Origin of the sequence: Dolichospermum compactum NIES-806 (genome assembly GCF_002368115.1) — a bacterium.
Taxonomy (GTDB): domain Bacteria; phylum Cyanobacteriota; class Cyanobacteriia; order Cyanobacteriales; family Nostocaceae; genus Dolichospermum; species Dolichospermum compactum.
In genome coordinates, this window is sequence record NZ_AP018316.1 from 769673 (window position 1) to 790460 (window position 20788).

The 20788-nt window shown below is 38.6% G+C and carries 20 protein-coding genes, 1 tRNA gene and 1 pseudogene; 10 read left to right on the forward strand and 12 right to left on the reverse strand.

The window, feature by feature from the left end:
• Positions 1 to 51: 51 nt before the first annotated feature.
• On the reverse strand, positions 52 to 852 hold the full coding sequence (locus CA730_RS03580) for a hypothetical protein (protein WP_096664058.1): 801 nt from the start codon (positions 850 to 852) through the stop codon (positions 52 to 54).
• Between the two features lie 339 nt (positions 853 to 1191).
• Positions 1192 to 2721, reverse strand: a complete 1530-nt coding sequence (locus CA730_RS03585; RefSeq protein ID WP_096664061.1) for a YifB family Mg chelatase-like AAA ATPase — start codon at positions 2719 to 2721, stop codon at positions 1192 to 1194.
• A 232-nt stretch (positions 2722 to 2953) separates the two neighbouring features.
• Between CA730_RS03585 and CA730_RS03590 the strand changes: the two genes are divergently transcribed.
• Both CA730_RS03590 and CA730_RS03595 read left to right on the forward strand, forming a co-directional pair.
• The gene (locus CA730_RS03590; RefSeq protein ID WP_096664064.1) at positions 2954 to 3304 is read left to right on the forward strand and encodes a histidine triad nucleotide-binding protein; all 351 of its coding nucleotides are present in this window, start codon (positions 2954 to 2956) and stop codon (positions 3302 to 3304) included.
• A 478-nt stretch (positions 3305 to 3782) separates the two neighbouring features.
• The gene (locus CA730_RS03595) at positions 3783 to 4913 is read left to right on the forward strand and encodes an aldo/keto reductase (protein WP_096664067.1); all 1131 of its coding nucleotides are present in this window, start codon (positions 3783 to 3785) and stop codon (positions 4911 to 4913) included.
• A gap of 79 nt (positions 4914 to 4992) precedes the next feature.
• Here the strand turns inward: CA730_RS03595 and CA730_RS03600 are convergent, their stop codons facing one another.
• Positions 4993 to 6879: a cation:proton antiporter gene (locus tag CA730_RS03600; protein WP_096664070.1), complete on the reverse strand. Its 1887-nt coding sequence runs from the start codon at positions 6877 to 6879 to the stop codon at positions 4993 to 4995.
• A 218-nt stretch (positions 6880 to 7097) separates the two neighbouring features.
• Here CA730_RS03600 and CA730_RS03605 point away from each other — a divergent pair.
• Both CA730_RS03605 and CA730_RS03610 read left to right on the forward strand, forming a co-directional pair.
• Positions 7098 to 7170 (forward strand) — tRNA-Glu (locus CA730_RS03605).
• A 542-nt stretch (positions 7171 to 7712) separates the two neighbouring features.
• Complete coding sequence (locus tag CA730_RS03610) at positions 7713 to 9386, forward strand: ABC1 kinase family protein (protein ID WP_096664073.1); 1674 nt, start codon at positions 7713 to 7715, stop codon at positions 9384 to 9386.
• Between the two features lie 95 nt (positions 9387 to 9481).
• Here the strand turns inward: CA730_RS03610 and CA730_RS03615 are convergent.
• Positions 9482 to 10858: pseudogene (locus CA730_RS03615) on the reverse strand (GAF domain-containing sensor histidine kinase); the annotation flags it as partial.
• Positions 10859 to 11064: 206 nt separating this feature from the next.
• Positions 11065 to 11400 carry a ribbon-helix-helix domain-containing protein gene (locus tag CA730_RS03620; protein ID WP_096664076.1) on the reverse strand — a complete coding sequence of 112 codons (336 nt, stop codon included), beginning with the start codon at positions 11398 to 11400 and terminating at the stop codon, positions 11065 to 11067.
• An 83-nt stretch (positions 11401 to 11483) separates the two neighbouring features.
• Between CA730_RS03620 and CA730_RS03625 the strand changes: the two genes are divergently transcribed.
• From CA730_RS03625 to CA730_RS03635, 3 genes are all read left to right on the forward strand, one after another.
• Positions 11484 to 11720 (forward strand): hypothetical protein, encoded by a 237-nt coding sequence (locus CA730_RS03625; RefSeq protein WP_231939966.1) that lies wholly within the window; start codon positions 11484 to 11486, stop codon positions 11718 to 11720.
• Between the two features lie 81 nt (positions 11721 to 11801).
• A complete protein-coding gene (locus tag CA730_RS03630) occupies positions 11802 to 12320 on the forward strand; it encodes an HNH endonuclease (RefSeq protein WP_096664082.1) in 519 nt (172 codons plus the stop codon).
• Between the two features lie 16 nt (positions 12321 to 12336).
• On the forward strand, positions 12337 to 12726 hold the full coding sequence (locus CA730_RS03635; protein WP_096664086.1) for an alr0857 family protein: 390 nt from the start codon (positions 12337 to 12339) through the stop codon (positions 12724 to 12726).
• A gap of 190 nt (positions 12727 to 12916) precedes the next feature.
• Here the strand turns inward: CA730_RS03635 and CA730_RS03640 are convergent, their stop codons facing one another.
• Positions 12917 to 13744: a polysaccharide deacetylase family protein gene (locus CA730_RS03640; RefSeq protein WP_096664089.1), complete on the reverse strand. Its 828-nt coding sequence runs from the start codon at positions 13742 to 13744 to the stop codon at positions 12917 to 12919.
• A gap of 362 nt (positions 13745 to 14106) precedes the next feature.
• Here CA730_RS03640 and CA730_RS03645 point away from each other — a divergent pair, with 362 nt between their 5' ends.
• A complete protein-coding gene (locus CA730_RS03645) occupies positions 14107 to 15270 on the forward strand; it encodes an RNA-guided endonuclease InsQ/TnpB family protein (RefSeq protein WP_096664092.1) in 1164 nt (387 codons plus the stop codon).
• A 213-nt stretch (positions 15271 to 15483) separates the two neighbouring features.
• Positions 15484 to 16335, forward strand: coding sequence for a universal stress protein (locus tag CA730_RS03650; RefSeq protein WP_096664095.1), 852 nt, complete (start codon positions 15484 to 15486; stop codon positions 16333 to 16335).
• A gap of 147 nt (positions 16336 to 16482) precedes the next feature.
• Here CA730_RS03650 and psbM read toward each other — a convergent pair whose 3' ends face one another.
• The 5 genes from psbM to CA730_RS03675 all read right to left on the reverse strand — a co-directional run bounded on the left by psbM (position 16483) and on the right by CA730_RS03675 (position 19339).
• Positions 16483 to 16587, reverse strand: coding sequence for a photosystem II reaction center protein PsbM (gene psbM, locus CA730_RS03655; protein WP_015079946.1), 105 nt, complete (start codon positions 16585 to 16587; stop codon positions 16483 to 16485).
• An 87-nt stretch (positions 16588 to 16674) separates the two neighbouring features.
• Entirely contained in the window at positions 16675 to 16971 is a 297-nt protein-coding gene (locus tag CA730_RS03660; protein ID WP_096664098.1) for a 2Fe-2S iron-sulfur cluster-binding protein, read from the reverse strand.
• 135 nt (positions 16972 to 17106) lie between these two features.
• Positions 17107 to 17244 carry a photosystem II reaction center protein K gene (locus CA730_RS03665; RefSeq protein ID WP_006195022.1) on the reverse strand — a complete coding sequence of 46 codons (138 nt, stop codon included), beginning with the start codon at positions 17242 to 17244 and terminating at the stop codon, positions 17107 to 17109.
• A 186-nt stretch (positions 17245 to 17430) separates the two neighbouring features.
• A complete protein-coding gene (gene tgt, locus CA730_RS03670; RefSeq protein WP_096664101.1) occupies positions 17431 to 18567 on the reverse strand; it encodes a tRNA guanosine(34) transglycosylase Tgt in 1137 nt (378 codons plus the stop codon).
• A gap of 319 nt (positions 18568 to 18886) precedes the next feature.
• Positions 18887 to 19339, reverse strand: coding sequence for a hypothetical protein (locus CA730_RS03675; RefSeq protein ID WP_096664104.1), 453 nt, complete (start codon positions 19337 to 19339; stop codon positions 18887 to 18889).
• Between the two features lie 209 nt (positions 19340 to 19548).
• Here CA730_RS03675 and cobS point away from each other — a divergent pair, with 209 nt between their 5' ends.
• Positions 19549 to 20328 carry an adenosylcobinamide-GDP ribazoletransferase gene (gene cobS, locus CA730_RS03680; protein WP_096664107.1) on the forward strand — a complete coding sequence of 260 codons (780 nt, stop codon included), beginning with the start codon at positions 19549 to 19551 and terminating at the stop codon, positions 20326 to 20328.
• Between the two features lie 26 nt (positions 20329 to 20354).
• On the opposite strand, the gene CA730_RS03685 is transcribed toward cobS, so the two are convergent.
• Complete coding sequence (locus CA730_RS03685) at positions 20355 to 20654, reverse strand: hypothetical protein (RefSeq protein ID WP_096664111.1); 300 nt, start codon at positions 20652 to 20654, stop codon at positions 20355 to 20357.
• Positions 20655 to 20788: the final 134 nt, after the last annotated feature.

The following is a 20788-nucleotide window of genomic DNA, read 5'->3' on the forward strand; positions in this document are numbered from 1 at the left end:
GCAGTCTGACGCACCCTACAACAGATTTTTAGTGTGACACTTGCGTAAGTCCTATACAATATTGCTCAAGTTTAAGTAATTAAACACCTCAAAAACGCGATCTGCGCTTGTCAAACCACTAGCATCAATTGTGGCAGGTTGAGTTCCCGTTGATTGAATTGTGACTTTACCGAGAACATCTAAATCTCCTCCTGTGGTATCAGCGAGAGAAAAAGCTGTGAGTTTATAGATTGTTCCTCCCGTTAAATTGATAATGTAATTATTGGTTGTATTAGCATTGGCTATTAAAATCGCATCCCGCAAAGATAACCCACCCGTAGCACTACCATCATTTTGATCTGCGGTTGTTGTCACTGTTAAAACAATTGGTGTATTTTGCTCTACAGCAACTTGTTCACCTCCTACAGTAATATTTGCCGAATCATTTTCTGTGTTAATTCTGTCTAATTCCTGAGTTGTTAAATTCTGTCCACGCACCAAGGCTGAGAATTTTTCTCCTTCATCTCCGGGGGTGTCTATTTGATTAATTTGAGCATCAATAAAATGCCCAATTTCTTCTAATAAAACCGCACTAATGGCTTCTGGTGTGGCATTTGCTAAAAAGCTATCTGATAGATAAATCTTATTGGTGCTGCCAGCATAAGCACCGTTAGCATTGCCCAAATTGCTATTATCAAGAATCTCAATTTGTGGAAGTTGACTAAAATCACCAGATAGCCATTGTAAACGCAGAATTTCGGCTGCGCTACGGTTGTATTGTGTACCAAATGTAGTATCGAATAGATTCCAGAAGTTGTCTGAACCTGCAAAGGTGCTGAGTTGGTTGTAAGTCAGGGTGAGGACAGTATTCATGGTTTTGATTAATTATTGGTGTTAAAATAATGTCTGGAGAGAATAGTATATGTCACGTATGTAACAGTATATCAAAGCTTATGTAAATGCAACTGTGACACAAATACTTACAAGTGTCAACTCTAGATTTCGGATATGTACTCAAAATGGTTAAAAAGCTTTTAGAATCCAGAATCCAGGGAATAAATTCCCTGTCTGATAGCTAAAGTCGGTTTAAACCGACTATTTTTCCTTTATTTTTTCTATAGCACTGGACAGAGTAGTTAATTAGAGTGCGTTTTAACGCAATTTAGCTATGAGACCGGAAATTTATTTCCGGGTGGGTATGGAAGCTTGATTTTACTGCATTCTATCAATTGTTCGATATTGAATTGCTTCAGCTACGTGCTGGGGTTTGAGGTTGTCATCTCCTGCTAAATCTGCAATGGTTCGTGCTACTTTGAGAATGCGATCGCTCGCTCTTGCGGATAAGCCTAATTTCCTAATTGCAGCTTCTAATAAAGTCCGACTAGCATCATCTAATTTACACCATTTTTGTAAATGACGACTTTGCATTTGAGCATTACATTGTAAATCTTCTTTTTGAAACCGAATTACAGCTTTTTCTCTAGCTTTTTCTACTCGTTGCGCTACAGATTTCGACGCTTCTCCCGTTGGTTGTTGGGTAATTTCTTCGGGTTTCAAACGATTTACAGCTACTTGCAAATCAATTCTATCCATTAATGGTCCAGATAATTTTGCCCAATATTGTTCCCGTTGTCGAGGTGAACAAGTACATCCTTGAATTGTATCGCCATAATAACCGCAAGGACAGGGATTTGTACTGGCTACTAATGTAAATTGTGCGGGAAAAGTGACAGATTGTTTAGTTCGAGAAATGGTCACAAACCCATCTTCCAAAGGTTGACGCAGGAACTCTAAAACATCTCTTTTAAATTCCGTTAATTCATCTAAAAAAAGTACACCTCTGTGGGATAATGAAATTTCGCCAGGACGGGGAAAAGTGCCACCACCAACCAAAGATGGACCAGATGCGGAATGGTGGGGACTCCGAAAAGGTCTTTCTCTAACTAAAGAACCCCGATTTTTCAACAATCCAGCCACAGAATGAATGCGTGTTACTTCCAAAGATTCAGGAAAACTTAAAGGTGGTAAAATCCCCGATAACCGCCTTGCTAACATCGTTTTTCCGCTTCCGGGTGGTCCAACAAAAATTAAATTGTGTCCCCCCGCAGCCGCAATTTCTAACGCCCTGCGTGCGTGTGCTTGTCCTTTGACATCCTGTAGATCTGCTAAATTCAAAGATGTTGACTGGGAAGTTTCAATTGTTTGATTTAACTGGACAGGTTGGTATTTTTTAGGATTATTTAATAAGTCCACTACATCAGCAACATCTTTGCACCCATAAACCGCTAAACCTTCAACAACAGCAGCTTCTTGGGCATTATCAACGGGAACAACTAAACCCGTAATTCCCATTTTTTTCGCAGTTGCAGCAATCGGTAAAACACCAGCAACCGGACGCAAACTACCATCTAGAGAAACTTCACCTAAAAATAAAAAATCTCCCAATAAATCGGCGTTAACTTGTTCAGAAGCTGCTAAAATTCCCACACTAATCGGTAAATCAAACGCGGGTCCTTCCTTTCGTAAATCTGCGGGAGTTAGGTTAATGACAATTTTCCGCATAGGAAACGCAAAACCCGCATTTTTCAAAGTAGCTTTTACCCGTTCTTTAGATTCTTGAATTGCGGAATCTGGTAAGCCTAAAATGACAATTCCCGGTAAACCACCGGAAACATCAACTTCCACACCCACTTTTACAGCGTCAATCCCGATGATAGATGCACTCCACACTCTAGCCAGCATTTTTTATATATAAATAAACTTTGATAATATCAAAGCAGATTTTTGGGTGCATTAACAATGAGTGAAATCACCCAACAGGATTGTTAATATAATAATAGCAGCTGCGTTTGGTACTAACATCCGGAGGTTTGGCCATAAAACTATAGATGCACTGACTACACACCATCTTAACTTTTTATCGTCTATTCCAGCGATCGCTTAAAATCTTTAACAGATGAGTAAGTAAAACTGCATGAGTCCGAACACAGAAACCATTTTCAGCAAAATCATTCGTAAAGAAATTCCCGCGAATATTGTTTATGAAGACGATTTAGCCCTAGCCTTTACAGATGTTAACCCCCAAGCGCCAGTTCATATCCTCGTTATTCCCAAAAAACCCATAGTTAGTCTAGCTACCGCAGAACCAGAAGACACAGCACTTTTAGGACACCTGTTATTAACAGTCCAGAAAGTTGCAGCAGCAGCGGGACTAGAAAACGGTTATCGAGTAGTTATGAATACTGGCGCTGATGGTGGTCAAACAGTATATTATTTGCATATACACATCCTTGGTCGTCGCCCTATGTCCTGGCCTCCAGGTTAATTATAGCGTTTCCCAGGTATGCACAGAAAGCTTATTTCTGTGCTATTTTTACGGATTTAACAGACAAATAATCTTGGCTTTGTTACCCACTAACTCAAGTTGCTATCTGAAAACGGTTCATAGTTTAACCAAATATGAAACCCCTCTCCAAACCTCTCCCCGCAACGGGGATAGGCTTTGAACTTGTTATAAAAAAGTTTGTATGATAAAAAAGTCGGCGTTCCTGAATTGAGGTATGAAATTCCCAAATTGAATCTTTAAAACTCAAACCTCAGTGCGTCTTTGCGCCTTTGCGTGAGACTAAAATTCATACCTTTAATCAGCAACGCCAAAAAGTCCAGCTTCTAGCCGTTTTGAGTATAGTTATCTAGTTGAGGCTGGTAATAGGCGATAAAATTCCAGTTCTCATCCTGTACATCCTTAAATCCTGGACATCCTGATTCTGACAATTTCTCTAACTAGCAACTTACGTTACTATATGCAATATCGTCGTTTTGGTAAAACTAATTTATATCTTTCTGTTTTTTCTTTGGGAACAATGCGCTGTTTAATTGATAGCGAAAATGTCCAACAACTTCTGGAAAAAGCTTTATCTTTAGGACTTAATCATTTAGAAACTGCTAGAGGTTACGGTGACAGTGAAGCATATTTAGGTAAAGCGATAAAAGCTGGTTTACCAGTACCTCGTAGTCAAATTCACATTACTACCAAAATTCCCCCGACACCTGATGCTGATTGTATGCGTCGGTATATTGATGAATCTTTAAATCGCTTGAATTTAGATTATCTGGATTGTTTAGGAATTCATGGATTAAATACTTGGCAACACTTAGAATGGATACAAGCTAAAAATGGCTGTATGCAAGCTGTTGAGGAAGCTGTAAATGATGGAAAAGTGGGACATATTGGGTTTTCTACTCACGGTTCATTAGATGTAATTTTAGCAGCTATAAATACAAATCTTTTTGAATTTGTTAATCTCCATTATTACTATTTTTTTCAACATAATGCCCCCGCAATTCAGTTAGCAACCGACAAAAATATGGGCGTTTTTATTATTTCTCCTGCGGATAAAGGCGGAAAATTATATACTCCACCCCAAACTTTAAAGGAACTTTGTTACCCATTTAAACCATTAGATTTAAATTATCGGTTTTTGCTGAGTGACAGCAGTATTCATACTTTGAGTATAGGACCTGCAAACCAACAAGAATTAGTAATATCTCCAGAACTTTTTAATCATGAAAATGAATTAACAGAAGCCGAAATTGATATCTTTGAAAAATTAGAAAATCAGCAAAATAATGTTTTATTAACTGATAAATGTAGTCAATGTTATGCCTGTTTACCTTGCCCGGAAAATATTCATATTCCCGAAGTTTTAAGATTACGAAATTTAGCTTTAGCCTACGATATGACAGATTATGGAAAATATCGTTATGGAATGTTTGAAAATGCCGGACATTGGTTTCCCGGAATGAAAGCCAATCGTTGTACAGAATGTGGTGATTGTTTGCCCAAATGTCCAGAAAATTTAGATATTCCCACCTTACTAAAAGATACCCATGAAAGATTACAGGGGAAAGCAGGAAGAAGATTATGGGGGTAAATTGAAAATTTAACCTTCATTCTTTGCGCCTTTGCGCCTTTGCGCCTTTGCGTGAGACATATTCATATTTGCCAAAAATCTAAACTTGTTTAACTCTTACTTCCTCAACCTCTGCCAAAGTTTCCATAGTTAACGGTGTAGATTGACTAGCGCCAGAGAGAAGTTTTAACAAATTAGGACGGGCATCATATAATAGATAGATAATGCGATCGCCTATTTCCCATTGTTGACTTGCAGACATCACCTGTAACCTTTCTTCTCGCTCTAACAATAGCGGTACTAAAATCCCCTCTCGAATTTTTTCTTGTATATGTTCTTGTTGAGAGTCAAATTCTGCCGCATTTAATGTAGTTGTTCCTAATTTCACCTGTCCATTCATCAAATATTCATTCCAAGTTTTTACCGGTAAATCAGAGACAAAGGCTTGATCTACCTTACTATTAACCAAAGGAGAACCTTGGGGATGATGGGGAAATATAGCTAAAACCCGGGGAGGATTAAATTCCTCAGCAGCCCGTTGAGCTAAGACAAAATTCACCTCACCATTGCTGGTAATGGCTAAAAAAGTTCCCATCGAGCCTATGCCAGCTTCTTCCAGTATTTCCCCATCTAAAGCACTACTAGCAATCACTCGCAGATTTTGGGCTTCAGCTTGGGCTAACCGTTCCGGGTCAGTATCAATCATCACCACAGTTTCTCCCCGTTCTTGAAAAAAGCGGGCAATTAATAAACCCAGGGGATTACAGCCGACAATTACCGCCCCAGTAGCATCTTTAGAAGTAATTCTCAAACATTTAACCAACCAGCCAGCGGTTAAACCTTGGCAAAAAACCGTCATAATAATTGTCAAAAAGACTAAAGCTTTAATCGAATCACCACCATTCACGCCCCTCTGGGTCAGTAAAATCGCAAATAAAGACGCTACAGAGGCGGAAACTATGCCTCTGGGTGCAACCCAACTCAAAAATAGTTTCTGTCGCCAATTTAGATCACTATTCCAAGTACACAAAATAATGTTAATGGGACGAACGACAAACATTAACACCAAAACCGTGAATAAACTCCCCCAACCTAAAGCCAAGACACTGGCAATGGATAAATCAGCCGCTAGGAGGATGAATAATACAGAAACGCTGAGAATTGTCAGTTGATTTTTAAAGCTTCGCAATAACCGCTCTTCGGGAACTGAAGAGTTGGCAAATACCGCACCTGCTACTACTGTGGTCATAATTCCCGATTCAGAGCGAATTATTTGCGCTAGGGCAAACAACACCCATAAAACTGCCAGAACAACCAGATTTTTGAGTTCAAAGGAAATGAAATTGGCGCGTTTGAACATCCAACTCATTAAATATCCACCAACGCCACCAATGCCCGCACCCACAGCGAAACGTAAAATTAGACCAATAATGGCATTAACTGGGTCTGTATCACCATTTAAAATCGTATCCAGGACAACGTAAGCTAGGATAGCTCCCACAGGATCTATTAAAACTCCTTCGCCTTCTAATAGCGTTGCTACTTGTCTATCTACGTTAATTTGTTGAATTAAAGGACCAATTACGGTCGGTCCGGTGACAACAACAATGGACGCATAAAGCACTGCTATATTCCAGGGAAACTCCCCTAGCCAGTGTGCGGCAAGACTTCCCCCTAGTAGGGTGATCAGAGTTCCCAGGGTGACGAGTAACTGGAGACTGAGGGAAACTTTGCCCAACTCCTGCCGATCTAATTTGAGTCCGCCTTCAAATAAAATGATTGCTGTTGCTAGGGAAACAATCACTTCTAATCCTGTTCCCAGTAAATGGGGTTGTAATATTCCCAGTCCGTCTTTACCTAAAAGGATGCCTAATAGGAGTAGTAACACGATACTAGGTAATTTGAAATATGCAGCCATTACCTGGGCGCTAATGCCTGCAAAAACAGTGATCACCATCTGGAGGGTGATTTCAAAAGGTGTTTCCATGTTGTAGATTTTGAGCCATTGATTTCAAAATCCTCTCTAAAGAATCATAAACATTAAGTTTACAAAAATTGTAGTCTGATTATTTTTTTTGGCAAAAGGCAAGGGGCAACAGCTAGATATTCTTCCTACCCCTTGATCCTACGGCTAAAAAAATCTTTCCAAAAACTCTTGACATTCCTAAAAAAACCCGTTACATTATTAAAAGTGAAGAGAAACAAGCCCCCATCGTCTAGAGGCCTAGGACACCTCCCTTTCACGGAGGTAACAGGGATTCGAATTCCCTTGGGGGTATTATAAAAGGGATAGAAAAAGAGTAAAATTTTTTTTCTATCCCTTTTAACATTTCTGTAGTGTTTGTATAGTGATACAAATGCAGGAATAAATGTTTTCAATCTTAATGAATTTATCCTCACGCAAAGGCGCAATCACGCTTCGTGTTCGTGTAACGTGCCGAAGGCATAGAGTAGGCGCAAAGGTAATGGGTTTTAAGGTAAGAAATTTTATACTGAATATAGCTTTGCCACGCAGCTTGTCTGTGAAAATTAAGGATTATATTCAAATTCGTTTTGCGATCGCTACTAATGTCACAATTCAATAACTATAGTTAAACTATAGGGCTTACGCATTGACCAAGTTTACCAAATATGTGATGTGGATTTTATCTCTTGTAGGGTGCGTCAGACCCAATAATTTGACAAAAAACAAATTTCCTCTATCTGACGCACCCTAATTTTATAAGAATAAATTAAGTGATATAGAATAGAAGTCCGTACGGTTTAAAAAAAGTTATTATAAAAAATCAATCATGCAGACATCTAATTTTGTTTATATTTATGATCGCAAAGTCTAAAAAGTTTCGTTGGCAAAAAACTAAATATTCTACCTTAGCTCGAAAAATAGACATTTTCAGGGCTGCGGCTAAATTTATGTTATTTCTGTGGTGGGATAGTATTTTTCCTCAAGATTCTTTAGAACATAAGAAAAACCGTGCTACTTGGTTGGTGAATACTTTAATTGATTTAGGGCCTACTTTTATTAAAATTGGTCAAACTTTGTCAACTCGTGCCGATTTATTGCCTTTAGAATATATAGAAGCTTTGGGAACTTTACAGGATCAAGTTCCGGCTTTTAGTAGTCAAGAAGCAATTAATATGATTGAATTAGAATTAGGTAAACCTGTGCAATTTATCTATAAAGAATTTGAATTTAATCCTTTGGCTGCTGCTAGTTTAGGTCAAGTTCATAAAGCGACATTATACTCTAATGAAGAAGTGGTTGTTAAAGTTCAACGTCCGGGTTTAGAGGCTTTATTTAATTTAGATTTTAAAATATTATTACAGTTAATTAAGTTTTGCAATACATATTTTGCTGGGGTAAGGAAGTATAATTTACAATCAATCTATAATGAGTTCTTTGATTTGTTATTTCAAGAAATTGATTATATTCAAGAGGGTAAAAATTCTGATAAATTCAGGGAAAACTTTCATGGATATCCGCGAGTTATTATTCCTAAAGTTTATTGGCAATATACGACAACGAAGATATTAACTTTAGAATATAAACCAGGAATTAAAATCAATGATAAGGCAGCTTTGGAAGCTTGTGGAATTAATATTCATAAGGTAAATGAAACGGGGATTTGTTGTTATTTGAAGCAACTATTACAAGATGGTTTTTTTCAAGTTGATCCCCATCCAGGGAATATGGCAGTCAATCCAGATGGGAGTATTATCTTCTACGATTTTGGCATGATGGCAGAAATCGGAACTTTGAATAAGGAGGAGATGATTAAAACTTTTTTTGCTATTTTAAAAAAGGATAGTAATGAAGTAGTAAATACTTTAATGAGGATGGGATTACTTGAACCTATCCCAGATATGACTCCAGTAAAAAGATTAGTCACATTTTTATTAGATAAATTCACCGATAAACCTTTAGATGTTAAAGCATTGAGTGAGGTAAAAATTGAACTTTATGAAATGTTTGAACAGCAACCATTTCGCTTACCTGCTCAAATGACATTTATTTTAAAAGCCATAACCACATTAGATGGTATTGCCAGAACTTTAGAGCCTCAATATAATCCTACAGTATTATCCCAAACATTTATCAAAAGTCTAGCAGTCACAAAAAGTAAAGGAAATACTCTCGCTCAATTAAGCCATCAAGCTAGGGATTTTATTCAATATCAACTGACAAAACCGAATAAAACGGAAGTTTTAGTGAAAAAATTAGCAGAAAGAATTGAAAGGGGAGAGTTACAATTAAGAGTTAAAAATGTTGAAAGCGATAGCATCTTAGGACAAATTTATCTAGCCATCAAAACCTTAATTTATGCTTGTTTAACAGGATTTAGTCTATTGACGGGTTTAATCTTGATCATTGTCAATTATCATAATTGGGCGATCGCCATTTTTTGTGTATGTGCTTTTTGTCTATATTTATTAGTTAAATCCTTAATGAAATTAGCAGTGATAGAGAAAATAGAAAAAATGGGCAAAAAGTAGCCGATTTTAGCTATTCAAGGTTAATGTCTAACTTCTTTCCTCCTCCTAAATCCTAACTCCTAACTCCTGACTCCTAACTCCTAACTCCTCCCATATCAGCTAATTGGAGTCAAAGATAAAGGAAGAGTGAGTGTAAAACTAATTTCACTCAGTTGAGAATCGGGAATAGGAATACTCTCCACAGTAATTACCCCATTGAGATGTTGCACTAAAGACTTCACCAAAGCCAGTCCTAAACCAGTTCCAGGAGTCCAGCGCCCTTTACCACGCCGAAATTTATCGAAGATATAAGCCGCTTCTTCTTCAGATATTCCCCGTCCGGTATTTGTTACCTTAATAATAACCTGATCAAGTTTCCCAGTCACTTGGGGAGTGACTTCTACGCGGACGGTTGTATCATGCTCCGAGTATTTACAGACATTGGTTAATAATTCTTGTATAATCCGGTCAAAAGTCTCGACTTCTGTTTGTAACTTTAAAGGCTGATTCGGTAGTTCTACTACAATACGTAATTCTTTATCTGTAAGTTGTTGATCAAAAGACGTGAGGAGGGTTTGAATTTTAGCATTTAAGTCCAGACTTTCAAATTGCGGAAATTCTTGATGAGATTCTAGTTTTTGCAGGGTTAACAGGTCGTTAATTAAGTTAATTTCTTTAGTACATTCTGACTCTAAGATGTTTAAATATCGGTTTTGACGTTCTGGAGATATTCCTGGTAAACGTAAATTACGGATAGACATAAGCATATTTGTCAGAGGATAACGCAAGCGATCGCTAATATTGCTCACAAATTCATCTTTAAGTTCATTTAATTGTTGTAGTTGCTCTACGTATTGCCTAGTTCTTTCATACAATTTTGCTTGAACTTCCAAACTGCGATTGAGTTGTTCAGTCCGTTCATCTACCAAAGTTTGCACTTGTCGCAATGTTTGGGATTGAATAACAGCATCACTTAATTGAGCGCAAAGCATTTCTATTAAATTTAAGTCTGTTGTTTCCCAATTACGAGTAGTTGCTTGCTGTAAAACTACAAATCCTAAAACCTTACCTTGACTTTCCAATGGCATTAATATTGTATGAGGAAACTCTGTAATGGCAAATAAAGGAGCAGAATTACTAGTATTTTCATCTTCACAATTATGAGTCATGATAGGTTTTCCTGGATCTGTAAATAGAAGTTGACATAAACTACAATCAGACACCCAGAAAGACTGATCTAATTTATCTAGTTCACTAATAGCAGTAGTATGTATTTTTTTCGTCCATGCTCCTACTAAAGTTGCTTTCACCTTGGGTATTTGCTGCTGGGGAAGTTTTCTAAATAATGGATCTGCATATTTAAATAAAATTAGTAATCCCCGATCTGCTTCTAGTGCTTCAGCAGTGGAGCTAATCACCAACTGAAGCATTTGATTCAACTCTAATTTACTGCGATTGAGGACAGTTAATTGTTGAATTAAATTTTGAGCTTGTGTGAACCTGGCATTTAGGATATCCTGTCTCTAACTAGATATAAACCGTAATTTCTCTATAATTAACCTAGAAATATCAACTTTTACATCCGAATTAACACGGGAAACCTGACCTAATCCGTACAATTGTCTTAAATAAAACTAAAAATTAGGATTTTACCCAGTTACTAAGGTAGCGGCTGGGTAAAATTAACTAAAACTGCCGACTAATCAACCAAACTTTCGAGACTCAGAGGAACCATATCACCATTCCTAGTCAATCCTAATAACATTGACTGTTGCGATTCAATTAATTTACCTGTCAGGACACAGCGCTCATCTTGTTGTGCCACAGCAGCAATACTAGCGCGAATATCAGATTTAGAAAAACGGGGTTTCCATTCACCTGATTTTTGCTGGATATAATTCCAGAGTATATCTCGAATTAAAGACTGATATCCCTGATTGCCGGCGATATCTTTGAGTTTCTCCTTCAGTTCCCGTTCTAGACGGATACTAGTAACTTCCATATCAGTTGTTGGGGTGCGTGTAATGGTCTGCATAATTTTTTCTCCTTATAGGTATAGACAGGATAGTAATACAAGTGTAGTATGTTTAAAGGAATGTTCAATAGGTGAAATTTTCTGTGAAATCCATTTATCCCATCTCTACCTCCTCACAAGCAACCAAATGCCTCGGCAGTTGGGAATTTGCTGCTGCGGACGTGGAGAATTTATTTATGCGCCAGGATAGCCAACATCAAGGGCAAAGAACAAAAGGCAATTATGATTTTAAATATCCCAGCATGAATTTGCTGAATACAAAACCACAAATAGAGATCAAACGCGGGAGGTACAAGCCAAAAAATGCTGTACCAAAATAAGACGAAAAACCATCAGGTCAATTGTTAACCCCCGCAGTGTCTCAGACAAAAAGCGGGGGTTTTTTTATAAGGAGTCAGGCTGTGACAAGCGCAATCCAAGTATTAGAGCAATCTGTGGTCGTGTTTTCCCAGAATTACTTGCCACTATGTCGAGTAAATATCAAGCGGGCGATAGTGTTGCTAGTCAGCAATAAAGCCGAACCATTGGAATTTTCTACAGAAGACGGCTGGTTAATTAATTCACCTAGATTCGTCCTCTCTGTACCCAAACACATTCGCTTAAAAATTGCTGCGACGGAACGGATGTGGAAAATTCCCCCAGTGAATCGTCGGGAGGTTTTACGACGAGATCATAGCAGTTGTCAATATTGCGGTATTAACAAACAGCTCACCCTAGATCATGTTATACCTCGCTCTAAAGGGGGCAGACATACTTGGGATAACGTAGTCATAGCTTGCGAAAAATGTAATTCTCGCAAAGGCGATAAAACACCGGCTGAAGCTGGGATGCTGCTGCGGAAATTACCTAAAGCACCTGTTCACCCAACTGTGACATTTGCTGAGAAGTTTTGGATTGATATGCAAGCAAACCTGGAATAACAGGAGAGCAAGAGGAATGCTGAAATTAAATTACACCGATAACAGTTTTTATTTAGAGTGTCTCACTCAATCTCTCGAAGAATGGGTAGCGCAAAGAGTGATTTTGGCACTGCGCGTCAGTCAAGCTTTGCGTGTTGAACCCACCACAGCTTCCTTTTTGCTACCTCTTGATTTGCCAGGAGTAGAAAGACTGAAAGCCGAAGTAAATCGCCATGATAGTAAAATCATGGGCTTATCTAACTGTGATGCTGAATACTTAGAAGTTACCCTAGATGGTTCTTGGTTATCTCATGATAATGATGATGCTGTAGGTGTATTTGTCACCACTATGAGCTATAGCGCGGAGTTTTTTTTGTATAAACTTTGGCAAGAGTCTCAAGTTTGTGCTTCTGTGGTCACTGAATAAAATCACCAAGGAAAGGGAACAGGGAATAGGGAATAGATAAATTTTCTATTTTCCGTTCCCTTTAATGAGTTTCTAGGGGACTTCCAACTCAAAAAAACCAAAAGTTTCTTGTCGTGCGGGCATCTTGCCCGCTAATTACCAAGGACAGGCAGGTTGACACTCCCACAAAATCGGGTAATTTATTTTTCTGTCATTTTTCTGTCATGCTTAAAAGTTCAGGAACTGTAACAAATCGGTAGCCTCGCTGTTTGAGTCCGCTGATGATTTCTGGCAAAGCTTTTACGGTTCTTTCCCGATTTCCACCACCATCGTGCATTAAAACAATAGCCCCTGGTTTAGCATCTCTGAGAACATTTTTAATAAATACTTGATATTTTGCACGCGGATCGGTGTCTGCTGAAGTCACTGACCACATGACAACAGAGTTTTTTTGGCTTTTAGCATAAGCAGCTAATCCGTTGTTTAAATAGCCTCCTGGGGGACGGAAAAAAGATGTTTTGACACCTGTAGTTTGATAAATTAATTCATTTGTTTTTTCAATTTCACTTTTGGCTGTAGCTTCGTCCATCTTGCTATACCAATGATGCCAAGTATGATTACCAATAGCGTGACCTTCAGCGACAACTCGTTTACCAATTTCAGGATTTTCTTGCAAAGCACTTCCTACCCAAAAAAATGTGGCTTTTACATTATTTTGTTTGAGGATATCTAACATTTCTACGGTAGTTTTTGGCCAGGGACCATCATCAATCGTTAAAGCAATGACTTTTTCTTTGTTGCTGGGTACGACTTTATAAACGGTTTTTGCCTGATATTTAGCAGGAACGGTGAAATTTAGGGTTTCCACTTTAGTTGGTGGTTGTGATTTGAGATTCACTTGATTGTGAGGAATGGCAACCTTTAAAGACTCACTATTGGTTTTTAATTGAGGTGGATTTTGGTTGCTGCTACAAGCATTTAGAGATAATACTATTGTGGCAATGCTAATTATTTTTATAATATTAAAATTTGGGGACATAAAGTTGAAGTTCTCTGATATAAGTAGGTTGGCGTTGAAAATTGTCGTTATAGCAAGGCAAGAGTAAAGAAGGTTTCAGCTATTTTACGTTTCTTTACACAGTTTGGTTTTATTGTGTCCACCTACTTATTGTTTAGAGTTTCAGTCAAAAACTTCACGTAATTATGCATAAAAAAACTTAATATTAATAACTTGCTTGTTGGTATTATTTTTACAGAAGTATCCGGTAAGCGTAAAGCTCAGTGGCTAAAGCCGCTGAGATATAAGCGACACGGGCTGTAAAAAAGGCATTCAATCGTGTACTGCTAAATATCTTGACAATCTTACGCCATAAATATTAGTATAAGATTGGAGGTAAAAAAATGCTAGTTTTTGAGTTTAAAGTTTATGGAAAATCAGTTCAGCTAACAGCAATAGATGACGCAATTCGGACTGCTCAATTCATTCGGAATAGTTGTGTTCGGCTATGGATGGATGTTAAAGATACAGGTAAAAACGACTTGCAGAAATATTGTGCTGTACTAGCAGCTAATTTCCCGTTTGCTAATGAACTTAATTCGATGGCGCGACAAGCTAGTGCTGAACGAGCATGGTCTTGTATCTCTAGATTTTACGAGAACTGCAAAAAGGGGATTTCTGGTTTAAAGGGATATCCTCAATTCCAAAAAGATTGTCGTTCTGTTGAATACAAAACATCTGGATGGCGACTTGCAGATAACCGTAAATCTATCACATTTACCGATAAAAAAGGTATTGGTAAATTAAAAATTAAAGGGACTCGTGACCTGCATTTCTACCAAATCAACCAAATAAAACGAGTAAGATTAATGAAACGGGCTGATGGTTATTATTGTCAATTTTGTATTGATGTTAACCGTCAAGAGAATATAGAACCATCAGGAAATACGATTGGGTTAGATGTAGGCTTGAAAGAATACTACACCGACTCCAATGGTGTAATGATTGAGAATCCTAAATTTCTGCGTATTGGGGAAAAAGTTCTTAAACGTTCGCAACGTCGTGTTTCTAGAAAAATCAAAGGTTCAAAGAATAGGGGCAAAGCTAGACAGATTTTAGGAAAACGCCACCTCAAAATAAGTAGGAAACGTAAAGACCATGCTGTGAAGTTAGCACGGTGCGTAGTTCAGTCTAACGACTTGATAGCCTATGAAGATTTGAGAATTAAAAATCTGGTGAAAAATCATTGTTTAGCCAAGTCTATTAACGACGCATCTTGGTATCAGTTCCGTATCTGGCTTGAATATTTTGGAAAAGTATTTAAGAGAGTCACGGTGGCTGTTAATCCGCAATATACTAGCGCTGTTTGCTCTAGCTGTGGTGAAGTTGTCAAAAAAACCCTATCTACTAGGACACACGCTTGTAAATGCAGTTGTGTAATGGATAGAGATGAAAACGCAGCTAGAAATATCCTTAGTCGAGGATTGAGTACGGTAGGGCATACCGGAACTTTCATGCTAGACATGAGCAACGCTTTAGGAGACAAGACCTCTATTCAGGCTGGATAAATCTTGTCTGAGCAAGTCATGTCGTTGATTAAAGAATTTCAGTGTCTTTATACCTGAGAGTGTCAATGCTAATTAGTTAATTTATGCCTAAATGCTTAACTTGGTTATTTAGCACATCAGAAAAAACATTCTGATAGCTTGCCTGACGCAGCCATAGCTAAATAAAATACTAGCAGCAAAAACCACAAAAACCTTCACGACAAAGACGGAAAAATGATCCAAAAAATTTTGTTGGCTGTCTCCGGTTTGGGACACGCGGAAGAAATGCTCAAGAACTTGAAAGAACTACCTTCATTTCGAGGAGCAAAAGTCACAGTTCTCCACGTTGTTACTCCACAAAGCACCGCGTCTGTAATGACCGACAAATGGGAAGAGGGGGGCAAAATTCTGGCTAAGGCTATTCAGTATTTAAACTTAGACCCCAGCCAAGTTTCTTCAATTTTACGTCAAGGTGATCCCAAGGATGTGGTTTGTCAAGTCGCTGACGAAATAGAAGCCGATTTGATTATTATGGGTTCACGGGGAATGAAGCGACTACAATCAATTTTCTCCAATTCCGTCAGTCAGTACGTTTTCCAATTGTCTTCCCGTCCCATGTTGCTGGTGAAAGATGACATTTATGTCAAGAATATTAAGCGCGTTATGGTGGCAATGGATAATTCTGATGCTGCTAAAAATTGCTTAAATTTAGCGTTGTTTTTACTCCGGGGTGTTACGGGTGGACAATTGGTTTTAGCTAATGTTAATGCAGATTTAGGTGGTAAATTATCAGGTATTACTGACCTTAAACCAGAGAAGAATTCTGTTTTGGGAATGGCTTTAGCAGAAGCCGAGAGACAATCTGTAGCTGTGCGTTGTGTTACTAGCAGTGGTAAAACAGGAGAAGAAATTTGTCGTTTAACCAATGAGTTGAATATAGACTTATTATTAATTGGTTCTCCAGACCGTCGCCCATCTATTGCTAAGAGTTTTGTTGATATAGATCGGCTAATTGGCTCATCTTTATCTGATTATGTTCGTGTTAATGCTACCTGCCCGGTGCTTTTGGCACGTACTACTGGGTAGTGTCTTCGGATTAGCAATTAATAAATAAAAACCCCTGCACTATATTTAGTTTAGGGGGGTTTTTATTTTATAGACCAGATATTAACTGTCTTTTCCACCGATTTTAAATTGCTCACAAAAGCTAATAGCTGTTCGTAAAGCTGTCAATTAACCTTCAGTCTTGGAGGTTTGGATGTAAAGCATGATTAAAAACACGGCGGGTACTAATACGAACAAAATGCTCGCTACGAAACCCAAATCATTAACTTGCATAGCAAGATAGCCTTTTGTGTAATTTCGAGTCAACTATTCCAGAATAGCATCATAGATGACGGAGTGAAGCCAAATTTTTTATTGGCTTTAAGGTTTGGTGATAACACTAACTGGTCCATTAACTAGGGTTTGACAAGCTAGACGATAGTTATCAGGCTTGTTTTTGAATTTTTTGGTTTCTAAGTCTGTGCGGGGAGATAGGTTTTCTAGTCCTTCGACAATTTGGACAACACAAGTGGTACATTGTCCAGCGCCTCCGCAATTGGTGAGTTTGCTGAAAAATTTATAAATATCAATGCCATTTTCTACGGCTTTTAGTCGAAGGTTAGCACCTTTGGCGACGACTATTTCTCGATTCTCTTTGACAAATTTGATGTTTCCCATCGTAGATTACCGGTGATTGAGGATGTGACTGGATTAATTATATTGATTTATTGCAGAATATTAAGAACTATTAATTTTATGCAAAAAAATAGGACAGGTGGATGTTACCTGTCCAAAAAATTGGAGATGGGTAATTTATCTGAAACCCACTGCTGCTTGCCACACAAATGCAAGTAACAAGAAGAAGACGGGGATAACAGGCAATACATCCACCAAGGGGTCGAAGATTTGGTAAGCTTCAGGCAATTTTGCTAGTAATAGTGCTGCTTCCATGTTTGTTTAAATCCACCTAATAATCAAATACAGCTTTTATATGCGATATGTATTTTAACATGGTTAGGTGATCCAATTTTGGATTTTGGATTTTGGATTTTGGATTGATTGAGAATCCGGGCGACTAGAAGTCACGGCTACACAGGCGAAACCCACCTGCGTTGGTTTTAAAGGGATTGTGTTGATTCAGTTATCGGTTTTTTCTAGTTCAATTTCTGATGGTTCTAACCAATGACCAAAATCGGTGACAAAACGATCGCTCAAAATAGATGCGCGAATCTTTTGGGTAAAGCGAATTAGTTCGGTGATGTTATGAATAGTCAACAAAGTATAAGCTAATATTTCCTGCGATCGCACTAAATGAGATAAATAAGCCCGACTGAAATTTTCACAGGTGTAACAAGGGCAAGTCTCATCCAATGGTGTAAAATCTTCACGAAACTTAGCATTTTTGATATTCCAGCGTTCACCGGCAACAATAGCTGTTCCATGTCTAGCCCAGCGTGTGGGAATAACGCAATCAAATAAATCTACACCAGAAGCGATCGCTATTGCCATTTCTCGATAAGTCCCCACACCCATCAAATAACGGGGTTTATTCACCGGTAACAACGGCGCTGTCGTTTGCACAATTTGCGCCATTAAGTCCGTTGGTTCACCCACACTCACCCCACCAATGGCATATCCCGGCATATCCAACTGCGCCAATTCTTGAGCAGCACGGGCGCGTAAGTCTAAATATACTCCCCCTTGGACAATGGGAAACAATGCCTGATCTGCGCGTTGATGGGCGGATATAGAGCGTTTTAACCAGCGATAGGTTCGGTCTGTGGCGGCTTCAACTTCCTGACGAGTAGCAGGATAGGGAGGACATTCATCAAAAGCCATGATCACATCTGCACCTAAAACATTCTGAATTTCAATAGAGCGTTCTGGCGTTAATTTAATGATTTGTCCATCGTGAGGTGAGCGGAAAGTTACACCTTCTTCAGTGATTTTTCGCATTTCGCTCAGACTGAAAACCTGAAATCCACCGGAATCTGTGAGCATGGGACCAGACCAACCCATAAATTTATGTAGCCCACCACCACCGGCAACGATGGCTTCTCCCGGTTGGAGATGTAAATGATAGGTATTAGCTAAAACCATCTGCGCTCCTGTTGCTCCCAATTGGGCAGGGGTGATAGTTTTGACATTAGCTAATGTTCCCACAGGCATAAACCTGGGTGTTTCTACAATTCCGTGGGGAGTAGAAAATATTCCGGCTCTGGCTTTAGTCTGGCTACAGGTAGCGAGACTTTCAAAGGAAAAATTGGCACTCAAGGCAAAAATACTAATTAGCTAAATTTATCCATCAACTTAACATTTCTGGGGCTACTTCAGGCAGTTTGTGGGGGTTTTTGTCTTGTGAGGGTCATACCCTGCAATCCACTATTACCCCAGAGAGGATATGATTTCTTTAGTTAAGGTTTTGTGATACCTCCTTTCTTCTCAGGACTTACGCAAAATATCCCTCAAACCCTCATTCCTCTGTGTTCTCTGTGCCTCTGTGGTTCGTTATTACATGAATTATGCGTAAGTCCTACTTCTGCTTCATTCTTCCTCCTGACGGTCACTGAGCGAAGTCGAAGTGCTGACTCCTTCAAAAAGAATCACAAAAGTCGTCATCAATTTCTGCATCCCATCTGGCTGCTAGGACTTGATCCATCATCGCTTCGATCACCGTGACGTTAAATTGGCGATCGCGTCGTGCTTGCAAAGGTGTAGAAAGGGGAATCAGGCGTAAACACATTTGCTCTTGAATTAAGTCAAAGTAGGTTTCTTTTTGTGGAGATTGTTTTAATTCCAGATAATCAAAACTATCCACATTCACATATAGTGCATTATTAGTGACTAAGGTAGACCGATGAGAATTAGCGAATACTTCCATTACATCCCCTTCACCCTCACTCAGTAGCTGATTTTCTTGGGTGTAAATGTAGTGGACTCTACCTAAATCATGCAGTAATCTGCGGATATCGAGTTTATTGACAACTATGCCCGTGTTGACTATGCACGGGGCTGGTATTTTTGTGTGGGGTAGATGATGACTCATAGAGAAATAGCGGGTTATGGAAGGTGAGTGACAACGCAGCCAGACAATCGAAGAGATGGATTGTTAATTTCCCATAGTTCCAAAATATTAGGTAGGAGGCGATCGCCTAATCATTGGCGGTAAATTGCCAGTCTGGGAGCAATTGATCATGAGAACATTTATATTCATGAATACTGGAAGTATTTGGCTAATTGAACTCTTTCTCAAGTATGGCTAACGTTTTACGCTGGTGGCAACAGCAATTCTTAAATTTAGTTGCGGCTGTAATTTTCTATACTGCTATTCCTTTACCCTATTTACAAAACTTAGACTTCCAAAAGGTTGCTTGTTTTGCGCCCGTAATTGGGTTGATGATTGGCGGAATCTTAGGTGGATTAGATACGGGGATGAATTATTTAGGTGTCCCCGTGCTAACTCGTAATGGTTTGGTAGTGGCTGTGTGGATAGCAATTACGGGAGGATTACATTTAGATGGAGCGATGGATACGGCTGATGGTTTAGCGGTAGGTGATCCTAAACGCAGATTGCAGGTAATGATGGATAGTGCTACTGGTGCGTTTGGGGCAATGTCCGCTATTGTAATTATTCTTTTGAAAATAACAGCTTTAGCAGAGATAACTGAAAACCATTATTTTGTATTAATGGCCGCTTGTGGGTGGGGACGTTGGGGACAACAAATGGCTATTTGTCAATATCCTTATCTAAAACCAACTGGTAAAGGTGCATTTCATAAACAAGCAATTCGTTCTTATTTGGATTTGTTACCAAGCTTATTTTTATTGCTGGGTTTAAGTGCTGTTGTTTGGTTAATTCATCCCCAAAAGTTAGTTTTATCTATGGGGATGGTTTTGGCTGGGAGTCTGATTTCTGTTGTTACCGCAGCTTGGTTTAATTATCAGTTGGGTGGACATACGGGAGATACTTATGGCGCTGTGGTGGAGTGGACTGAAGCATTATTTTTGTGTGTGGTTAGCAGTTTTTCTGCTTAGGGTACAGTATGAAAAAAAGAATATCTTTACCAGTTTGTTTCATACTTTTTTTCTTTAGCGAAATGTTTTAATGTAGCTCTTGTCACACTTTTTTGATTAGAAATAACCCATTGATGATATTCGGTATGGACATCTTCACAAAGAGGTAAAAGATTCTTTACATTAGTTGCGAGATCCGGTCGTTCACTAACTCCTTCAATATGATGGATATGGCATTTAATACCTTTTTGAAAAGGTTTTAGAGTTAAGGCGCAATGTTTAGAATTTTTCTTAACATATTGCATAGCTTGAATTTGTTCTTTATCTAATTCTATACCTCGCAACATTGAATCTTTAAATACATCAGGATTGTTTGCTAAAAATGCCGATATATAGGCTCTTGCGGCTAAGTATTGAATTTTTTTCTTTGGATTTTCTTCTCCAAGTGTATTGATTATCGGGATGATAGTGTTTTGCTAAT

What these genes read in the sequence shown, in the direction of transcription:
- CA730_RS03580 (WP_096664058.1), bottom strand. Translation starts at nt 852, where the DNA reads ATGAATACTGTCCTCACCCTGACTTACAACCAACTCAGCACCTTTGCA.
- CA730_RS03585 (WP_096664061.1), bottom strand. Translation starts at nt 2,721, where the DNA reads ATGCTGGCTAGAGTGTGGAGTGCATCTATCATCGGGATTGACGCTGTA.
- CA730_RS03590 (WP_096664064.1), top strand. Translation starts at nt 2,954, where the DNA reads ATGAGTCCGAACACAGAAACCATTTTCAGCAAAATCATTCGTAAAGAA.
- CA730_RS03595 (WP_096664067.1), top strand. Translation starts at nt 3,783, where the DNA reads ATGCAATATCGTCGTTTTGGTAAAACTAATTTATATCTTTCTGTTTTT.
- CA730_RS03600 (WP_096664070.1), bottom strand. Translation starts at nt 6,879, where the DNA reads ATGGAAACACCTTTTGAAATCACCCTCCAGATGGTGATCACTGTTTTT.
- CA730_RS03610 (WP_096664073.1), top strand. Translation starts at nt 7,713, where the DNA reads ATGATCGCAAAGTCTAAAAAGTTTCGTTGGCAAAAAACTAAATATTCT.
- CA730_RS03620 (WP_096664076.1), bottom strand. Translation starts at nt 11,400, where the DNA reads ATGCAGACCATTACACGCACCCCAACAACTGATATGGAAGTTACTAGT.
- CA730_RS03635 (WP_096664086.1), top strand. Translation starts at nt 12,337, where the DNA reads ATGCTGAAATTAAATTACACCGATAACAGTTTTTATTTAGAGTGTCTC.
- CA730_RS03640 (WP_096664089.1), bottom strand. Translation starts at nt 13,744, where the DNA reads ATGTCCCCAAATTTTAATATTATAAAAATAATTAGCATTGCCACAATA.
- CA730_RS03645 (WP_096664092.1), top strand. Translation starts at nt 14,107, where the DNA reads ATGCTAGTTTTTGAGTTTAAAGTTTATGGAAAATCAGTTCAGCTAACA.
- CA730_RS03650 (WP_096664095.1), top strand. Translation starts at nt 15,484, where the DNA reads ATGATCCAAAAAATTTTGTTGGCTGTCTCCGGTTTGGGACACGCGGAA.
- psbM (WP_015079946.1), bottom strand. Translation starts at nt 16,587, where the DNA reads ATGCAAGTTAATGATTTGGGTTTCGTAGCGAGCATTTTGTTCGTATTA.
- CA730_RS03660 (WP_096664098.1), bottom strand. Translation starts at nt 16,971, where the DNA reads ATGGGAAACATCAAATTTGTCAAAGAGAATCGAGAAATAGTCGTCGCC.
- CA730_RS03665 (WP_006195022.1), bottom strand. Translation starts at nt 17,244, where the DNA reads ATGGAAGCAGCACTATTACTAGCAAAATTGCCTGAAGCTTACCAAATC.
- CA730_RS03675 (WP_096664104.1), bottom strand. Translation starts at nt 19,339, where the DNA reads ATGAGTCATCATCTACCCCACACAAAAATACCAGCCCCGTGCATAGTC.
- cobS (WP_096664107.1), top strand. Translation starts at nt 19,549, where the DNA reads ATGGCTAACGTTTTACGCTGGTGGCAACAGCAATTCTTAAATTTAGTT.
- CA730_RS03685 (WP_096664111.1), bottom strand. Translation starts at nt 20,654, where the DNA reads ATGTTGCGAGGTATAGAATTAGATAAAGAACAAATTCAAGCTATGCAA.